Source organism: Filimonas effusa, assembly GCF_004118675.1.
In the GTDB taxonomy this organism is placed as follows: Bacteria; Bacteroidota; Bacteroidia; order Chitinophagales; family Chitinophagaceae; genus Filimonas; species Filimonas effusa.
In genome coordinates this window covers 124,304-143,088 of record NZ_SDHZ01000001.1, presented here as the reverse complement: position 1 = coordinate 143,088, position 18,785 = coordinate 124,304, and the positions used below count along the sequence as shown (strand labels likewise).

General features: G+C 46.4%; 14 protein-coding genes, 1 tRNA gene and 1 riboswitch. Of the genes, 6 read left to right on the top strand and 9 right to left on the bottom strand.

Annotated features, from left to right (window positions below):
* Nucleotides 1-47 precede the first annotated feature (47 nt).
* Nucleotides 48-446, bottom strand: coding sequence for an SET domain-containing protein (locus ESB13_RS00580; protein WP_129001106.1), 399 nt, complete (start codon nt 444-446; stop codon nt 48-50).
* 108 nt (nt 447-554) lie between these two features.
* Here ESB13_RS00580 and mgtE point away from each other — a divergent pair, with 108 nt between their 5' ends.
* From mgtE to ESB13_RS00565, 3 genes are all read left to right on the top strand, one after another.
* Nucleotides 555-1,946 carry a magnesium transporter gene (gene mgtE / locus ESB13_RS00575; protein ID WP_129001105.1) on the top strand — a complete coding sequence of 464 codons (1,392 nt, stop codon included), beginning with the start codon at nt 555-557 and terminating at the stop codon, nt 1,944-1,946.
* Nucleotides 1,947-2,515: 569 nt separating this feature from the next.
* Nucleotides 2,516-4,351, top strand: a complete 1,836-nt coding sequence (gene glmS / locus ESB13_RS00570) for a glutamine--fructose-6-phosphate transaminase (isomerizing) (protein ID WP_129001104.1) — start codon at nt 2,516-2,518, stop codon at nt 4,349-4,351.
* A gap of 17 nt (nt 4,352-4,368) precedes the next feature.
* Complete coding sequence (locus ESB13_RS00565) at nt 4,369-6,588, top strand: DUF4954 family protein (protein ID WP_129001103.1); 2,220 nt, start codon at nt 4,369-4,371, stop codon at nt 6,586-6,588.
* 59 nt (nt 6,589-6,647) lie between these two features.
* On the opposite strand, the gene der is transcribed toward ESB13_RS00565, so the two are convergent.
* The 4 genes from der to ESB13_RS00545 form a co-directional block, all read right to left on the bottom strand.
* Nucleotides 6,648-7,961, bottom strand: a complete 1,314-nt coding sequence (gene der, locus ESB13_RS00560; protein WP_129001102.1) for a ribosome biogenesis GTPase Der — start codon at nt 7,959-7,961, stop codon at nt 6,648-6,650.
* A gap of 28 nt (nt 7,962-7,989) precedes the next feature.
* Nucleotides 7,990-8,862 (bottom strand): GTPase Era, encoded by an 873-nt coding sequence (gene era, locus ESB13_RS00555; RefSeq protein WP_129001101.1) that lies wholly within the window; start codon nt 8,860-8,862, stop codon nt 7,990-7,992.
* A 449-nt stretch (nt 8,863-9,311) separates the two neighbouring features.
* Nucleotides 9,312-9,383, bottom strand: a tRNA-Met gene (locus ESB13_RS00550).
* Between the two features lie 73 nt (nt 9,384-9,456).
* Nucleotides 9,457-10,176 (bottom strand): head GIN domain-containing protein, encoded by a 720-nt coding sequence (locus ESB13_RS00545; RefSeq protein WP_129001100.1) that lies wholly within the window; start codon nt 10,174-10,176, stop codon nt 9,457-9,459.
* 100 nt (nt 10,177-10,276) lie between these two features.
* Nucleotides 10,277-10,379: riboswitch (TPP riboswitch) on the top strand.
* Nucleotides 10,380-10,445: 66 nt separating this feature from the next.
* Between ESB13_RS00545 and ESB13_RS00540 the strand changes: the two genes are divergently transcribed.
* Nucleotides 10,446-12,833 (top strand): TonB-dependent receptor, encoded by a 2,388-nt coding sequence (locus ESB13_RS00540; protein ID WP_129001099.1) that lies wholly within the window; start codon nt 10,446-10,448, stop codon nt 12,831-12,833.
* A gap of 216 nt (nt 12,834-13,049) precedes the next feature.
* Here the strand turns inward: ESB13_RS00540 and ESB13_RS00535 are convergent, their stop codons facing one another.
* The 4 genes from ESB13_RS00535 to ESB13_RS00520 form a co-directional block, all read right to left on the bottom strand.
* Entirely contained in the window at nt 13,050-13,358 is a 309-nt protein-coding gene (locus ESB13_RS00535; protein WP_129001098.1) for a rhodanese-like domain-containing protein, read from the bottom strand.
* 47 nt (nt 13,359-13,405) lie between these two features.
* A complete protein-coding gene (locus tag ESB13_RS00530) occupies nt 13,406-14,224 on the bottom strand; it encodes a PASTA domain-containing protein (protein ID WP_246022374.1) in 819 nt (272 codons plus the stop codon).
* Nucleotides 14,225-14,280: 56 nt separating this feature from the next.
* Complete coding sequence (locus ESB13_RS00525) at nt 14,281-15,264, bottom strand: D-alanine--D-alanine ligase (protein WP_129001097.1); 984 nt, start codon at nt 15,262-15,264, stop codon at nt 14,281-14,283.
* 199 nt (nt 15,265-15,463) lie between these two features.
* Nucleotides 15,464-15,811 (bottom strand): 4Fe-4S dicluster domain-containing protein, encoded by a 348-nt coding sequence (locus ESB13_RS00520; protein ID WP_129001096.1) that lies wholly within the window; start codon nt 15,809-15,811, stop codon nt 15,464-15,466.
* Nucleotides 15,812-15,916: 105 nt separating this feature from the next.
* Here ESB13_RS00520 and ESB13_RS00515 point away from each other — a divergent pair, with 105 nt between their 5' ends.
* Entirely contained in the window at nt 15,917-16,942 is a 1,026-nt protein-coding gene (locus ESB13_RS00515) for an acyl-CoA reductase (protein WP_246022373.1), read from the top strand.
* Nucleotides 16,943-17,123: 181 nt separating this feature from the next.
* Entirely contained in the window at nt 17,124-18,647 is a 1,524-nt protein-coding gene (locus tag ESB13_RS00510; protein ID WP_129001095.1) for a Do family serine endopeptidase, read from the top strand.
* The last annotated feature ends 138 nt before the right edge of the window (nt 18,648-18,785 follow it).

Below are 18,785 nucleotides of genomic sequence, written 5' to 3'. Positions count from 1 at the left end.
CTACAGTTGGTTAAGGTTAGCCGTTTGCTTTTTAGCAGGCGGCTTTTTTATTTACGGCTTTTCTCGTTCTTATGAAACCATACCAGCGTTTTATCATCAGGATCGGCATTGTAATTAATACACAGCTCTTCGCCTTTGCCAATAGGTTTCACAGTACGGATAGTCATCATCGCCGATTCAAAATCCATTTCATATTCACAATTAGCGGCATAATCATGGTTATACATCGACACATATCCTAACGCCAGGGCGCCCATTTTACGGGTCTTGCCCCATTCAAAAATATAATCGTGGAATTTGGTTGTTTCAATCGCTACACGGTCTTTTGAAGAAAAGACGATAACCGGGGATATCTCAAGTACGGTATTCACTGCTATAGGCTCCGAGGTAAACACCCCTCTGCCGCCTTTTTCCGAAGGAGCAATGAATAAAATAGGTAACATCATAACAAGTAAATGATTAGGGCCGGAAATTAATGAAAACTGGTGATTAACAATTAATTTTGGCCCACACTGCTTTCTGTTATTTGCGGGAATACAAAAACATTGCAGGATATGAGTCTGGAACTGGAACAGGAAGACCTTTATGAACAATTTGAGCGGGTAATAGCCACCGAAGATAAACTGCAGATCAGGGACTTCCTGAATCAGCAGAATATCAGCGACGTGGCTGAATTGATCAATGAATACCCCGATTTTGAAGCGCAGATCATTGCCAACATGGCAATACATCGTGCTGCCAGTGTTTTTAAGATCCTCGATTTCTCGGCCCAGAAAACCGTGATAAGGGAACTCCCTCCCTTTAAAACAGCAGAGCTCCTGAACGAATTACCCGCCGATGACCGGACCGACTTCCTCGAAGAACTTCCCAAAGAAGTCATCCGCGACCTCATTAAGCTCCTCGACCCCGAAGAACGGAAGATCACCCTTTCCCTGTTGGGCTATCCCGAAGACAGCGTGGGAAGGCTAATGACGCCCGACTATGTATATGTCTATGCACATTATACCGTAGAAGAAGTATTCGCCACCATCCGCAAGTTCGCCAAGAACAGCGAAACGGTAGATGTGCTCTACGTCATTAACGAAAAGGAAGAGCTGATAGATGATATCCGTATCCGCGACGTAATATTAGCCGCTCCCGACAAACAGATCAGCGAACTTATCGACGGCCGGGTAATAGCCCTTAATGTAAACGACGACCAGGAATATGCCAGCCAGGTGTTCAAAATGAACAACCGCGTAGCCTTACCTGTAACCGACGAAAACAACGTTCTGCTGGGCATTGTAACCATCGACGACATGTTATGGGTTGCCAACGAAGAGTACAGCGAGGATATGCAGAAGATAGGTGGTACCGAAGCCCTGGATGAACCCTACCTCGATATCCCCCTGCTAAAACTCATCCGCAAACGTGTAGGCTGGCTCATCGTTCTGTTCATAGGTGAAATGTTCACCGCCACCGCCATGGGATATTTTGAAAATGAAATAGCCAAAGCAACGGTATTGGCCCTGTTCGTGCCGCTGATCATTTCAAGTGGCGGTAACAGCGGCTCCCAGGCATCTACCCTTATCATACAAGCCATGGCCCTGGGCGAAATTACCCTGTCCGAATGGTGGCGCGTCATGCGCCGCGAACTGGTAAGCGGCTTTTTATTAGGCTGCATCCTCGGCTTGATCGGCTTTTTACGTATAGTAGCCTGGCACAGCTTTGCACCCGGTTTATACGGCGAACATTATATCATGATAGGCCTTACTGTAGGCTTTTCTCTGATAGGCGTTGTACTATGGGGCTCACTTAGCGGCTCCATGTTACCCATGCTGCTGAAAAAGCTTGGCGCCGACCCCGCCACGTCCTCCGCTCCTTTCGTAGCAACGCTGGTAGACGTCACCGGACTGGTCATCTATTTCAGCGTGGCTTATATGATGCTCGAAGGCCTGCTCCTGTAACAGCCTTACAATACTGTGTTTTATACGCTTCAGCACACAAGGAACGCCATTTATAACGCGCTGGCAGCCGCTCCGCTTTCATGGCTGTGCTCCCTGCATCCGGCATTTAGCCGCCCATCCATACTTTCTGTGTTTGAATTCAAACAGGCACTAATCTTTTGTGCAATATTGCTGCATGATTCAGGATGACATAGCTGCCGTTTTAAACACCAAAAAACCGCTTACAAACCGCATAAATACGCACCCCATTTAACAGCGTTCTGAAATATATCCGCTTTGACAACCTCACCTGGATAGCTGCTTTAACTTTCGCAATTCCTATTATCAACAGTCCTCACCAAGGATCAATATACTTTCCTGCTGGTTTACAGGCATATAATTATATAACGGTACCCCCGGATCACCAAATCCGCAATAACACGCGTCTGCTTCCAAACAACACAACGCATTGCGTCCCAGCAACATCCCCATTGCTGATTATGTAAGATTTTTTACGTTGTTTTACAGTTTATTTGTGTCCGATATTCTCCGAAAAGCATCAAATTGCATTATTAAACCATTATAAACATATGTGTGGAATTGTCGGTTACACGGGACCACGGGAAGCTTACCCAATCGTACTGAAAGGTTTAAAAAGACTAGAATACAGGGGGTACGACAGTGCCGGTGTAGCGCTCATCAATCATTCGCTTAAAGTTTACAAGAAAAAAGGAAAAGTAGCCGACCTGGAAGAAACGCTGATAGGTCAGGACGTTCACGGCCATATAGGTATAGGCCATACCCGCTGGGCTACGCATGGCGAACCCAACGATCGTAATGCCCATCCTCACCTGTCGCAAAGCGGCGAAATAGCGATGATCCATAACGGTATCATTGAAAACTACGCCCAGATAAAACAGGATCTCCTCGCAAAGGGATATACCTTTAAAAGTGATACCGACACAGAAGTGCTGCTGAACTTCATCGATGATATCAAGAGCAAGAATAACTGCTCGCTGGAAGAAGCAGTCCGAATAGCACTGCGTCGTATCGTAGGCGCTTATTGTATCCTGGTAGTACACAAAGACGATCCCGAAACCATCATAGCCGCCCGTAAAGGCAGCCCATTGGTAATAGGTATCGGCAAAGGAGAACACTTCCTGGCATCAGATGCCTCTCCCATCATCGAATACACCAAGGAAGTAGTGTATGTTAATGACTACGAGATCGCCATCGTTCGCCCCGATGAACTTATCCTTAAAAATCTTGGCAACGAAAAACAAACGCCTTTCATCACCAAGCTGGATATGGATTTAACCGCTATTGAAAAAGGCGGCTACGACCATTTCATGCTCAAGGAAATATTTGAACAGCCGCGTACGATCTATGATTGCTTACGTGGCCGTCTCGACGTAGAAAACGGCAAGATAACAATGAGCGGTATACAGCAATACGCAGAACAGATCGTGAACGCAGGCCGTATCATTATCATCGCCTGTGGCACAAGCTGGCATGCCGGTCTCGTTGCAGAATATGTAATAGAAGAACTTTGCCGTATCCCCGTCGAAGTGGAATATGCATCGGAATTCCGCTACAGGAACCCTATCATCAATAAGGGCGACGTCATCATTGCCATTTCCCAGAGCGGCGAAACTGCCGACACGCTGGTGGCGATAGAAAAAGCAAAAGAACAGGGTGCAATAATACTGGGCATCGTAAACGCCGTAGGCTCTTCCATAGCACGCCTCTCCCATGCCGGCGCTTATACCCATTCCGGTCCCGAAATAGGCGTGGCAAGCACCAAAGCCTTTACCGGGCAACTCGCAGTATTGAACATGGTAGCCCTGCTGCTGGCTGCACATAAGGGTACTATCGATCGCGACAGGTACCTGCTGTTATGTAAAGAACTCACAGCTATACCTGAGAAAGCAGAAGCTATCCTCAAACTCGACGCAGAAATAAAAGCGATAGCCGAAAAATACAAAGACGCTTCCAATGCATTGTTCCTCGGAAGGGGATATAACTTCCCCGTAGCGCTGGAAGGTGCATTAAAGCTGAAAGAGATCTCCTATATCCACGCCGAAGGTTATCCTGCAGCTGAAATGAAACATGGCCCCATCGCTTTGGTAGACGATCAGCTTCCGGTAGTTTTCGTAGCTACCAAAGACTCTTATCACGAAAAAGTGGTAAGTAATATCCAGGAGATCAAGGCACGTAAAGGTAAAGTGATCGCCATTATAACAGAGGGAGATACGGTAATACCCGGCCTCGCCGATGACGTCATTGTTTTACCCGCCGCCGACGAAATTGTAGCACCTATGCTTAGTGTAATACCGCTTCAGTTATTATCCTATCATGTAGGTGTGGCAAAAGGATACGATGTAGACAAGCCAAGGAACCTGGCGAAAAGTGTAACAGTGGAATAAAATAAATAAAGTCATTAATGGCTGGAAACATTATCAGGAAAACGCCCATAGACACCATTGGCTATGGCTTTATTTCTCCTGAATACTTACCTGAAGGAAAAGACGAATACCATCTCCGCGACATCCAAAACCGGAGTGGTATTTCTTACCGGCAGCTTAAAGCATATGAAATAGAATTGCTGGTCCGCAATGGCAACACCAGCGACGACTGGAATAAGATCCTCGTCTCAGACGCCTTCAACCCCGCACTGGTAAAGGGATGTAAATTCTATGGACTGGTACGCATTGGCAAACTGGAATCGTACTGCCTTGAATTCAGTGACCTGAAAGTGGCGGTAGGATTGTATAACTCCATCATCATCAGTTGCGATCTCGGAGACAACGTTGTGATAGATAACGTCAACTATCTTTCCCACTATATTGTAGGTAATGAAGTGATCATTACAAATGTCAACGAGCTTATCACTACCGACCATGCCAAGTTCGGCAATGGCATCGTAAAAGAAGGTGAAAGTGAATCGTTGCGCATCTGGATGGAAATATGTAACGAGAACGGCGGCCGCAGCGTCATCCCCTTCAACGGCATGTTACCGGGCGACGCTTATCTGTGGTCAAAGTACCGCGACGATGAAAAACTGCTCAGGCAGTTCCAGTCATTTACCGAACAGGAATTCAAACCACACCGTGGTTATTACGGCAAGATCGGGGACCGTACCGTAATCAAAAACAGCAGCATCATCAAAGATGTATGGATTGGCTCCGATGCGTATATCAAAGGCGCCAACAAGCTTAAAAATCTCACCATTAACTCCGGCCCCGAAGGCAAGACCCAGATAGGCGAAGGATGTGAAATCGTAAATGGGATAATAGGCTTCGGCTGCCGTATCTTCTATGGCGTAAAAGCCGTCCGTTTTGTAATGGCTTCACATTCACAACTGAAATATGGCGCAAGGCTTATTAACTCCTACCTGGGCAATAACGCCACCATCTCCTGTTGCGAGGTGCTGAATTCGCTGATCTTCCCTGCACACGAGCAGCACCATAACAATTCATTCTTATGCGCTGCTCTTATCATGGGACAAAGCAATATTGCAGCGGGCGCCACCATCGGCTCTAATCATAACTCGAGAAGCCCCGATGGAGAGATCATTGCGGGAAGAGGCTTCTGGCCGGGCTTATGTGTTAGCCTGAAACATAATTCCCGTTTTGCCACTTATACCATCCTGGCAAAAGGCGATTATCCCGCAGAGCTGGATATGCCTATCCCCTTTTCGCTCATGAGCAACGATGTCACCAACAACCGCCTGGTGATCATCCCCGGCTACTGGTTCTTTTATAATATGTATGCCCTGGCGCGTAACGCCTGGAAATACGGCGACAGGGATAAACGCACGCAGCGCCAGCAATACCTCGAATACGACTACCTGGCGCCCGACACAGTGAACGAACTGTTCAGCGCCCTGCAGTTATTTGAAGTGCTGACCGGCCGTGCCTGGTACGAACAGAAACATCCGGACGAAGCACAAACCGAAGCCGCATGGGCCGCAAAAGGCAGGTCGCTCTTACTGGAAAAAGACCCCGTTATCGATGAACTGGACATTGTTGCACCAGGTATCGAGAACGCTAAACGTAAAACAGTGATCCTCCGCATTACCAGGGCCTATCATATTTTCAGAGAGCTGATCGTTTACTATGGCGCACAACAACTGGTGGAGCTGATAGAAACCAAAGACATCAATACCCTGGCAGAATTGCACAACGCTTTGCCTGCTTCAGCCGACCGCAACGATTGGCTGAATATAGGCGGACAATTATTGCCATCAACAGAAGTAGAAGCACTAAAGAACGAAATCAAAGACAATAAGATCAATTCCTGGGATGGCGTTCACGACTGGTACGAAACAGCCGGCGGTAAATATGCCGGGTGGAAACAAAAACATGCATTATCCTGCCTGTCTGCTATCACAGGTCTTACCCTCAAAAAGTTAAGCCCGGAAGACGTAGCACAACTACTCGGCGGACTGGTAAATACCCAGTCATGGATGAGCAACGGTATCTATGAAAGCCGCGCAAAAGACTATGACAATACCTTCCGCAAAATGGTTTACGACACCAAAGAAGAAATGGACCTCGTAATGGGTAAGCTGGAAGACAACAGCTTTATTCATCAGCAAAAGCAATTACTGGCTGAGCTGGAACAACGAATACAGAAAATAAAAGCCCGCTTAGCGATTTAACTCGCTGCGGGCTTCTTAATTTATTAAAAGGCAGTAAACGAACGCTTAAATACTACCAGTTATTTCTTCCTGAAGAACAGTCTTACCGGCACTCCTTTAAAGTTAAAATGAGTACGTAACTGGTTTTCGAGGTAGTTCTTGTAAGGTTGCTTTATATCATCAGGATAGTTACAAAAGAAAGCAAAAGACGGAGTATGTGTAGGCAACTGTGTTACATACTTGATCTTTATTGAGTTACCCCTAACCACCGGCGCATGATAGGCCTCTATAGCTTTCAGCATAACTTCATTCAGCTGGCTGGTAGGAATTTTCCGCTGTTTGTTTTCAAACACCTCCAGGGCAATTTCAATACCCTTGAAAATACGTGTCTTCTCCTGGGCAGAAATGAACAGGATAGGAATATCATTAAAAGGAGCAAGGCGTGAACGCAGTTCCTTTTCATAGTCCCTGGCGGTATTGGTCTCCTTCTGAATAAGATCCCATTTATTAACCAGCACAACCAGCCCTTTACCCTTGCGTGCCGCCAGTGAGTAAATGTTGACGTCCTGCGCAGTGATGCCTTTTTCCGCATCCAGTACCAGCATACATACATCAGCTTCATCCATGGCACGGATGGCGCGGATAACGGAGTAGAACTCCAGGTCATCCTTTTCCTTGTTCTTCTTACGGATACCTGCGGTATCTATCAGGATAAATTCCTTTTGAAACAAGTCGTAATGCGTGTGAATAGTGTCACGCGTAGTGCCGGCAATATCACTTACAATAGTACGCTCCTGCCCTATCAAAGCATTCAGCAGGGAAGACTTACCAACATTAGGCTGACCAATGATCGCAAATTTGGGAAGCTCATTCTCGCGGACGGTATCGTCGGATGCCTTTTCATCGATCATGTCGGTAATGGCGTCCAGGAGTTCACCCGTGCCACTGCCGGTCATACTGCTTATAAAAAAGATATGCTCGATTCCCATGCTGTAGAACTCCGTAGCTTCCAGCAAACGGTCACCGTTATCAACCTTATTTACAGCAAGCAACACCGGCTTGGTAGTCCTGCGCAACAGATCGCGCATCGACTCATCAAGTTCAGTGATACCACTAGTGGTATCGGTCATGAAGATCAGCGCATCGGCTTCATCGATCGCTATCTGCACCTGCTTGCGGATCTCCGTTTCAAAAACATCTTCCGAACCGGCAACAAAACCGCCGGTATCAATTACGTTAAAAGCTTTACCGTTCCAGTCGGCCACACCATACTGCCTGTCGCGGGTAACACCGCTAACATCATCAACAATAGCCTTGCGCTGTTCCAGCAGGCGATTGAAGAAAGTACTCTTTCCTACATTGGGTCTCCCCACTATTGCAACAGTAAATGACATAACTCAAATAATTAATACGGACTCAAATTTAATAATACCCATATTCTTTCAGCTGCTGATCATTGTCGCGCCATTTGGGGCGAACTTTTATAAACAACTGCAGGAATACCTTTTGCTGAAGAAAAGCTTCAATATCTTCCCTGGCAAGGGTTCCTATTTTTTTAATCATCTTGCCGCCTTCGCCAATGAGAATCGCTTTTTGCGTTTCGCGCTGAACAATGATATCGGCCTGGATCTTTATCAAGGTATCTTTTTCCTTAAACTCGTTCACCATCACGGCTGAATGGTAGGGTATTTCATCACCAAACAGCTGGTATATTTTTTCCCTGATCATCTCTCCCACAAAAAACTTTGTAGGCAGATCAGTCAGGTCGTCTTCGCTATAAAAAGGATCGCCTTCAGGCAGCAGTTCCAGGATAGCGCCCTTCAATGCATCCAGGTTGCTTTCTTTAAGTGCGGATATCGTTACAATTTTTTTGCAATACGACTGCGCACCAAAAAACTTCGCTGCCGCCTCAACAACCGTTGCCTTTACCGTGTCAGTTTTATTCAAAACAACAATACAAGGCACTTTCAGGCGTAAAGAAGCAAAAAGCTGGTGATTTTCCTCCAGGTCATCTTTAATATCAACCAGTAGTATTGCCACATCTGCATCTTCCAGCGCACTCTTTACCGAATGCATCATCCGCTCATGCAGCTTGTATTTAGGCTCTATGATACCGGGGGTATCGGAAAAAATGATCTGGTAGGCGCCAGGCGACGTTAAAAAGCCTTTGATACGGTCGCGGGTAGTTTGTACCTTGGAAGATACAATAGCGAGCTTTTCACCCAGCAGCGCGTTGAGCAGGGTACTTTTGCCCGCATTGGGCTTACCAAATATGTTGACAAAACCAGCTTTCATAAAACAATGTTCATCTAACCTGGAAATGAACAAGGTAGATTGTTATAATATCCCCTCCGTTGCGGGGCCGGCAAAGGTAACTATAATCGGGCAGTAATACATATTTAAACGAAAAACAGCCGCGCTGCCGGGCACAACGGCGTAATACAGCCTAGGCAAAGAATGCATGCCACCCTAAGCAGGCATACACTTTTTTTCGTAGTAGTTCTTCCTCTTTAGGCTAGCGAAACTTTATGCATAATTTTTAGCAGCCCCCCAAGAAATCGACTTGATCCAACTTTATGCGTAATATTTATCAGCCCCCAAGTTTTCAACTTGATCCGTTTAATCCCTCAACTTTTGATATGCCCCATGATCCCTTGATCTGGTGTAATGTGGTTGAAAGCAATAAAAAAGCTTACCCGGAATGGATAAGCTTTTTATTTAAAATCCTTTAAAGATTTCCTCTGTTGCGAAGGGAGGGATCGAACCCCCGACCTTCGGGTTATGAGCCCGACGAGCTACCGCTGCTCTACTTCGCGATGTAATTGGAGTGCAAATATAGAACTTATTAGCACACGAGCAAACCTTTTTTTAAAAACGCCAGTTTATTCTTTAATCTCTTTTTCTAACATTCGACGCGCCACTCGATTCCAGCTTCTTTACAACAGCTTCTCCCTTGTAACTTACATTGCTGGCACCACTGGCCTGCAGCGACAATTCCTTTGTTGCGGTCACCTGCGCATTCGATGCACCAGACGCCTCAACAGAACAGGTAGCAGCACTCAGTTCATAAGCCCTGACAGTACTCGCACCACTTACTTCAACAGAAAACACAGTAAGACTTCCGCTGAGTTCTGCACGTGAAGCGCCACTCACCTCAACTTTTACCGCATTCCCTTTTAACGCCCCTTTAAGAGAACTTGCACCGGTGATCTCTATACGAAGCGCATTTACCGCCACTTCATTCGCCAGCCTTACAGAGGCGGCTCCCCTGAGACGCAGCAACTGCAGGTTCTTGACAGTAATATAAGCCTTCAGTTGTTTATTCCCCCAGTTCCAGCCGTTCCAGGCCCCGCCCTGCGGCACGATATGCAGCACACCATCTCTTACCTCCGTTTTTATCTTCGATACAAACTGACGGTCCTCCGCACTCACAGCTACAGCACATTCTGCCCCCTGTGAAATATAAAGGATCATACCTCCCGATACTTCAATACCGTTAAAAGCACCTACCTCACGAATCTCGGCATTTTCATCATATACCAGGTTCTGAGCCATCAACTGGGACATAGACAGCATGGCAAGGGTTAAAACTGCTATTATCTTTCTCATAGCAACGAATTTATATTGGAACGGGCGAAAAAAAAGAATGTTACAGGTTATTTAAATTTTCTGCCTTTCTTTGCAACACTGCAAGGGTGAGCTACCCGGCAGTAATTCCTCGGGGTGCTATTCCTGGAAACAGGAAGGCTGAGATTAAACCCGTTGAACCTGAACAGGGTAATGCCTGCGAAGGGAAGGCCGTCTCTTTCACACCGTGTGTCCTCTCCTATAGCAATTTCCTGTTCAGCATTATTGTAATTGATTTCAAAAAGAACAGGATGAAGTATTTATCAGGGATGATTCTCGCCTTATTTACAACACTACTGGGTTTCGCACAAACCCCATTGGAAGGCATTATCACAGACAGCAGGAACCAGCCTGTTGAAGGCGTAACCATTACCCTCTCACAAAACGGGCGAAAATGGACCTCCGCAAGCACCAACACCGGCAATTTCAGTTTTTCCGCAGCAGCCGGCAGTTATGAACTTACATTGGAAGCCACCGGTAAAAAAATGATCCGCCAGCACATCGTTCTTCCCGTACCGGGTTTACAGCGTTTCAGGATGGAAGACCAGGCTTTTTTGCTGGAACCCTTGGAAGTACGGTCTATACGGGCCTCAGACCGCGCTCCTTTCACTAAAACGAACATCGGCAAGGAACAGATCGCCAGGGTGAACCTGGGTCAGGATCTCCCCTTTCTGCTCAATCAAACACCATCGGTGATCGTAGCTTCCGATGCAGGTAACGGCATTGGCTATACCTCTATGCGCATACGCGGCTCCGATGTTACCCGTATCAACGTTACGCTAAACGGCATTCCCTACAACGACGCCGAAAGCCAGGGCAGCTTTTTCGTAGACCTGCCCGATCTTGCCTCTTCCGCAAACTCCATCCAGATCCAGCGCGGTGTGGGCACCTCCACCAACGGGGCAGGCGCCTTTGGAGCAACAGTGAACATCACCACAAATGAATTCAACGAAAAAGCCTACGCAGAAAGCAATAACAACTTTGGCTCTTTCAATACCTGGAAAAATACGCTTAAAGCAGGAAGCGGTCTTATCAATGGCCACTTTACAGTAGACGCCAGGTTAAGCCGCCTGAAAAGCGACGGCTATATCGACCGCGCTTCTTCCGATCTCAAAGCGCTCTACCTTTCCAGCGCTTATCTTTCCGACAACACCACTGTCCGCTTCAATATTATCACCGGCACTGAAAAAACATACCAGGCCTGGTATGGCGTCCCCGAAGCTTATCGCGATACCTATAGGACCTATAATGCAGCCGGAACCGAAAAAGAAGGAGAGCCTTATAACAATCAAACCGATAACTACCAGCAGGATCATTACCAGCTTTTCCTGAACCAGAATCTCGGCCGGAGCTGGACACTCAACGTTGCCAGCTTCCTGTCAAGGGGTAAAGGATATTACGAAGAGTATAAAGCCAAACAAGCCCTGCCCAACTACGGCTTACCCGGCTTTAACGTTGGAAACCAAGTACTCGATACGACAGACCTGGTACGAGACCGCTGGCTCGACAACTACTATTACGGGCAAACATTCTCCGTGCAATCACGGAACGCCTCCAATGAATTTACCATCGGTGGCAGCTGGACGATCTACGATGGCGGTCATTATGGAGAGGTGATATGGGCACAGGCCGGCGCTCCCAAGAACCACCGCTACTATGATCTCGACGCAAAAAAAACAGATCTGAACATCTATACGAAATGGCTGCATCAGCTCAACAACAACTGGAGCCTGTTTGCCGACCTGCAATACAAACACGTTGTGTACAATATGTATGGCTTCCAGGACAACCCGTCACTTATTGTAAAACGCAATTTCAATTTCGTGAATCCCAAAGCAGGTATCAGTTACCGTAAGAACAACTGGAATGCTTACCTGAGTTATGCGATGGCCAACAAAGAGCCCAACCGCGACGACTTTGAAGCCGCTCAGCAACAGCAGCCACGGAAAGAAACCCTGCACGACTTTGAGCTGGGCATAGAAGAAAAAACCAGCAAATACAGCTGGTCTGCCACTGGTTATTATATGTTGTACAACAACCAGCTGGTTCAAACAGGCGCCCGTAACGATGTGGGAGCTTATACCCGCATCAACGTTCCCAATAGCTACAGGTTAGGTATAGAACTGCAGGGCAGCGTAAACCTCAACCGCTGGGTGGCTATACAAGGCAATGCAGCCTTTAGCCGGAATAAGATAAAATCATTTACCAACTATCTCACTATTTACAACGACGACTTCGAGCATGTAGGAGAAGAAGGCACAGCCTATTCCAATACAGATATTTCCTTCTCACCATCGATCGTTGCAGGAGGCAGCATTATTCTTACTCCCGTTAAACAACTGGAAATAGGCCTGCCGGCCAAATACGTCAGCAAGCAGTACATGGATAATACCCAGAAAGCGGAACGCAGCCTGAGAGACTATTACGTACAGGATGCGAGGGTTATTTATACGATCAAGAACTTCCTGTTCAACGAATGGAATATTACAGGTTATGTCAACAATGTCTTCAACAGGAAATACGAAGCAACAGGAGCTGCCTACCCCGGCATCGCCGCCGGTTATGGCCCATATGAAGATAATTACTACACCACAATGGCCGGCACCAATTTCATGGTGGCAGTGAATATCAGGCTTTAAATAATATAACCGGCTTCACAAGCTTATACTTGCGCCGGACTTTAAAAAAGAGGTTGGCTCATAAATAAAAATAGCCGCTGAGAATTGCTTAAACGCGAACCCGGCTCCATCAGGAGGTACCCAAATAAAAGAGGCCGTATCGCACTTATGATACGGCCTCTTTTACTGTCCTGTTCGACGGTCTATGCGTAATTGATCTATTAGATAAACGTACGCTTATTCACCAAACTTATCGCGCCAGGCCAGCATCCCCCCAACCAGGTTCACTGTATTCTTAAAACCTGCCTGTTCCATGAGCAATGCAGCTACACCGCTCCTGTTACCGCTTCTGCAGTAGATGATCACTTCATCACCTTTCCATCCCTCAATGTCTTCTACCTGCATCGCCTGCACTTTACCCAGGGGTAAATGCGTGCCACCGATATTAAATTCAGCCCTCTCGCTGTCCTCGCGCACATCCAGCAGATGTATCTGCTCGCCGTTATCCAAACGCGCTTTCAGCGCTTCAACAGTTATTGTGTTCATAGTTCGTGTTTACTGATAAGTTGATTTCTATAGCGTTTTAGTATGTTCTAAGGTAAGGGAGCTGCCGCTGAATCAACAACAGCAGGAGGTGTAGCGCTTATCCAGATATCTATCAATTGCCCCGCCCTTATTTTATTAGGTCCTCTTGTGCCATCGGGTAAAGTCTCGAATGGTTCGGGCAGCTGTCGTGTAATGAAAGCATTCTCCCTGTCTGTAACCGTTCCTTCCGCATTTATGGCGCTGATGCTTAATCCCAGGTTACTGATATAATCCCTTGCCTGCGCCAGCGTCATACCCGTTAAATCGGGAACATTCACTTCTGTTGTGCCCACACCGGAACCTAATACAAGGTCAATAGTGCTGCCCATATCTATCTTGCTGCCGGGATTGATCGCTTTCCCTTTAAACAACTGTTCCTTTACTGCGTTTTTGGCAATATCCGGCGTATAAGAAGTATCCCCCAGCTTCAATCCCAGGCTTTGCAGATACAACTTGGCGCTCAGATAAGAAAAACCACGCAAATCGGGCATGTCTACAAGCGGAGCAATCGCCCTGTTGATGGTCAGGTAGATGGTACGGTTCGATTTCACTACCGCATCGGCTTCCGGCGACTGCCTGATAACAGACAGTTTTTCGGCATTATCGATATATACCGAATCCTGCACTTCCACATCAAACCCCTTTGCTTCCAGCAATCGCCTGGCTTCTTCTATATTCCTGCCCGTAACCTGCGGCACCTTCGCATTCTCGTTATGCCTGGTCAGGAACCCCAGTGAACTAAAGAACAATACCAGCAATAACAGGAATATGCCTGCTGCTATGAGCATGTTCACCCAGAATGGCTTATTGGTTATAAATTTAAACACGATTCAATATTTGGTTTTCGGCGTACAAGTTAAGTTATGCTGTTTACAATTGATAACTATGCCCAGGCTTCCTCTATCACTGCGGTATAAAAATCCTTCAGTGTCCAGCCCATAGCTTTCACCTGCTGTGGAATAATGCTGGCTTCACTCTGGCCCGGCACTGTATTTACTTCCAGCATATACGGCTCGTCTTTCGCTTCATTGTAAATGAAATCTATACGTACCACTCCGCGGCAATTAAGCACCTGGTAAATTTTCTCAGCGGCTTTGCGCACCTTATCTGCCATAGCTTCGTTTATCTGCGCAGGCGTGATCTCTTCACTTTTACCCAGGTATTTTGCTTCAAAATCAAAGAACTCATTCTTTGAAATAACTTCCGTCATAGGTAAAGTAATGATCTTGCCCTTTGTCCTGAATACCCCTATAGTAAATTCCCGTCCCTGGATAAATTCTTCTACCAGCACCTGGTCATCCTCTTTAAACGCCTTCTCTATGGCTTTGCCCAGCTCTTCGGAAGGTTGATTCACCCTCGACATGCCGATACTGGAGCCACCATTGTTAGGCTTTATAAAAACAGGGAACTGCAACTCTTTTACAAGCGCTTCGGCATTCTCAAAACGGTCTTTTATCAACAGTACGGAGCGTGCAACATTTATACCACTGAAGGCAACAACGGCAACCGTATATCTTTTATTAAAAGTTAAAGCAGAGGTTGCCGCATCACAGCTCGTATAAGGCAACCCTAACATATCAAAATAGCCCTGGAGCTTGCCGTCTTCACCCGGGGTGCCATGAATACATAACAGAACGGCATCGAACTTCACCTTGCTGCCGTTAACTGTAATGGTAAAATCACTTTTGTCTACCGGTTGCTTATCGCCCTGCTCCGGCAGATAATACCATCCTGAAGGATTAATGTCGATCTTAAATACTTCGAAACGTTCCGTATCGATATTGTTGGCAACTGTAACCACACTTTTATAGCTGATTTCAGCTTCCCCACTGTAACCACCCGTTACCAGTGCAATTCTTTTTTTCATTTCACCATGGGATTTTTGACTAGCGCAAAGAAAGAGAAAATAATGCCAATGCCATTAAAAAATAAAAGGTGAAGGACCTGAGCGTTCCTCCACCTTTTAGAAACGGGAAATATCACCCGCCGTTAAATTTGTCGCCATAAAGCAACAATCATTGATAAAGCTAATTTACCTATAAAAACACGGGATTCCAAATATAATTTTATAGGTGAAGTTTGTCTTTTTTGGCCATCAGCTCGTCAACAGTTTCCTCGTACATTTCGTCGGGAACACAGCAGTCGACCGGGCAAACTGCCGCACATTGTGGTTCCTCGTGAAAGCCCTGGCACTCAGTGCATTTATTAGGCACGATAAAATAGGTATCCACACTTACAGGGGCGAATTTTTCGTCGGCGTTTATTACATTGCCCTCCATTGTTACAAAGCTCCCTTTCACAGAGGTACCGTCAGCGATAGCCCACTCCACGCCGCCCTCATAGATCGCGTTGTTAGGGCATTCCGGTTCACAGGCTCCGCAGTTGATACACTCTTCCGTTATCTTAATGGACATATATGCGTATTTGTTAAATGAATAAGGATATTTTTGCGTTCGCGAAAATACGACGAAATAGCCTAATTAGCGCATAAAACAGCAAGCGAATTGCCTGTACACGTTATGAAAGAAACAGATATGAACCTCGTAACCAGAATCGACTTATTGGAACGTTTGGGAAACTGGATGCAACAGAACCCCGAACAGTGGCAGGCTGCCAAAGAAAAGGCAGGCAGACTAAACCCCTGGTTCAGTCCCGGGTTTACCAACCTGGCTGTAGACAACATTGTCAGCCGCTTTCTTCAACGCCCCCTGCTCGAAGCGTGGGTAAAACGTTATCACCTGCCCGACAGCAATACCGCTCCAGCCAAGGTAGGCGTGGTAATGGCCGGCAATTTACCCCTCGTAGGCTTCCACGACTTCCTCTGCGTATTTATAACAGGTCATAAAATTGTGATCAAATTGTCGTCTAAAGACGAAGTGCTGCTGAAAACAATAGTGGAACAGCTATACGAGTGGGATGAGCGCACCCGCGACCTTATTCAATTTGCCGAAGTACTGAAAGGCTGCGATGCCTACATCGCCACCGGCAGCAATAACTCCGGCAGGTATTTCGACTTCTATTTCGGCAAATACCCCCATATCATCCGCAAGAACAGAAGTTCGGTGGCCATCCTCGATGGAAAGGAAACGCCCGACATGCTCAGCGCCCTTGCCGACGACATCCAGCTGTATTTCGGACTGGGATGCCGTAACGTAACACAGCTATATGTTCCGGAAGGCTACGACTTCATCCCCCTGCTCGAAGCCCTGAAGAAATATGACCACCTGGCCGATAACCATAAATACAAACACAACTTCGACTATCATCTTGCTTTACTCATTATGAACAGTAAGTTCTATATGAATAACGGCAGCGTGGTGCTGGCCGAAAACGTGTCGCCATTTTCACCGGTAAGCCAGGTGCATTACCAGTACTATAACCAGCCCAAAGAAACCCTCGCTACAGAACTGGCGAAAGACGAACAGATCCAGTGTGTGGTTGGCGTTGGAGATATTCCCTTTGGCAAAGCCCAGTATCCCGAACTGTCAGATTATGCAGACGGCGTAGATACCATGCAGTTTTTGTCAGACCTGAAACTGCAATAATTGCAGTTAATTAACTGAATTTTAGTAACTTGACCATCAAGTACGACACGCTTCGTCAATTGTTTGTTAAAAGGAATGTACTTTAAACCAAGGATTAAACAAGTTCGTTTATTTGCTATCGAAAAGGCATGTAATTTGAACAAACAGATTATGATTGATTCACTTAAAATTTGAATGATACATGAAACTAAAAAGCATTTTGCTGGTAATAGCAATTAGTGCAACGACGGCGATTTTGAGTGTTTGGGGTTATGGAAAGTGGATGCAGAAACAATACGCCGGCAGCCAGGAACCCGGAAAACTACCCGTTAACTATGCTGGCTTCTTTGATAAAGACGCCCCGGCAGGCCCTGTTGATTTCACAGCCGCATCCAACTCAGCCACTCCGGCAGTGGTTCACATTAAAACACGTACAAAGGCAAAACAAGTAACCAATAATCTTCCTAACCGCAGAAGTCCTTTCTCCGATTTCTTTGGCGATGAGGATCCTTTTTCCGATTTCTTTGGTGGTCCCCGCGTTCAAATGCAACCTGAGCAAAGAGCAAGCGGCAGCGGTGTGCTGATCAGCGAAGACGGGTACATTGTTACCAACAACCACGTAGTGGAAGGTGCAGATGAATTGAACGTTACCCTGTCTAATAAAAAGAACTACAAAGCCACTGTTATAGGCCGTGACCCCAGCAGTGACCTTGCTGTAATAAAAATAGAAGGCAGCCGTTTTCCTTACATGGTATATGGCAACAGCGATGATACCAAATTAGGCCAATGGGTGCTGGCAGTAGGTTATCCTTTGAACCTCGACGTAACCATTACAGCCGGTATCATCAGTGCTAAGGCAAGAGCTATTGGCGTAAACAAAGACAGGTCGGCAGTAGAATCATTTATACAAACCGATGCGGCAGTGAACCCCGGTAACAGCGGTGGTGCACTCATCAACACCAATGGTGAACTTATTGGTATCAACTCTGCGATAGCGTCTCCAACAGGTTCTTACGCAGGTTACTCCTATGCCATCCCTGTTAACATCGTAAAGAAAATTGTAAACGACATCATCAAATACGGCGCAGTTCAAAGAGGGTATATAGGCATCGAGTATGGTGGCGATAACATGAGCGATGAACAAAGAAAAGAGCTTGGCATTAAAGACGGTGAAGGTGTATATGTAACAGACGTACCTGCCGGTGGAGCAGCAAAAGCAGCCGGCTTGCAAAAAGGTGATTTCATCACAAAGATCAACGGTACTGCTATACAGTCAGGCGCCCAGTTACAGGAACAGGTTGCGCGTTACAAACCAGGTGATAAAGTAGCAGTGACTTACCTGCGTAATGGCAAAGAGGCTACAGTAAATATCACGCTTAAAAACAGGGTTGGCACATACGACCTGGTGAAAAATGAACCTGCCAACATAGGCAGCCGGCTGGGTGGCGATCTGGCTACAATCGACAAAGCAGTAGCGCAGAAGAATGGCATTCCCGGCGGTGTTATTGTGAAGAAGATCACAGGCAACCCGCTCAAGAGCACCCGTATGCAGGAAGGTTTTGTTATCACCCGTGTTAACGGCCAGGATATCAAATCGCTCGAGGAGTTAACGGAAGCGTTAAAAACTGCCGGTGGCCAGGTTCAGGTAGAAGGAATCTACCCTGGTTATGAAGGCACATACGGCTATCCTTTAAACCTGAGCAGCAGCGGAGAACAGGGAAAATAAAAGAGTAAGTCTCTATAATTATACAAAACAGGCCGGCGCACAACGCCGGCCTGTTTTGTATTTGCTGAATTGCTAAAAAAACGATCATTTTTAAAGAAGCTCCTGAGAAGCTTTAAAGAAGCTTTAAGGATGCTTTAA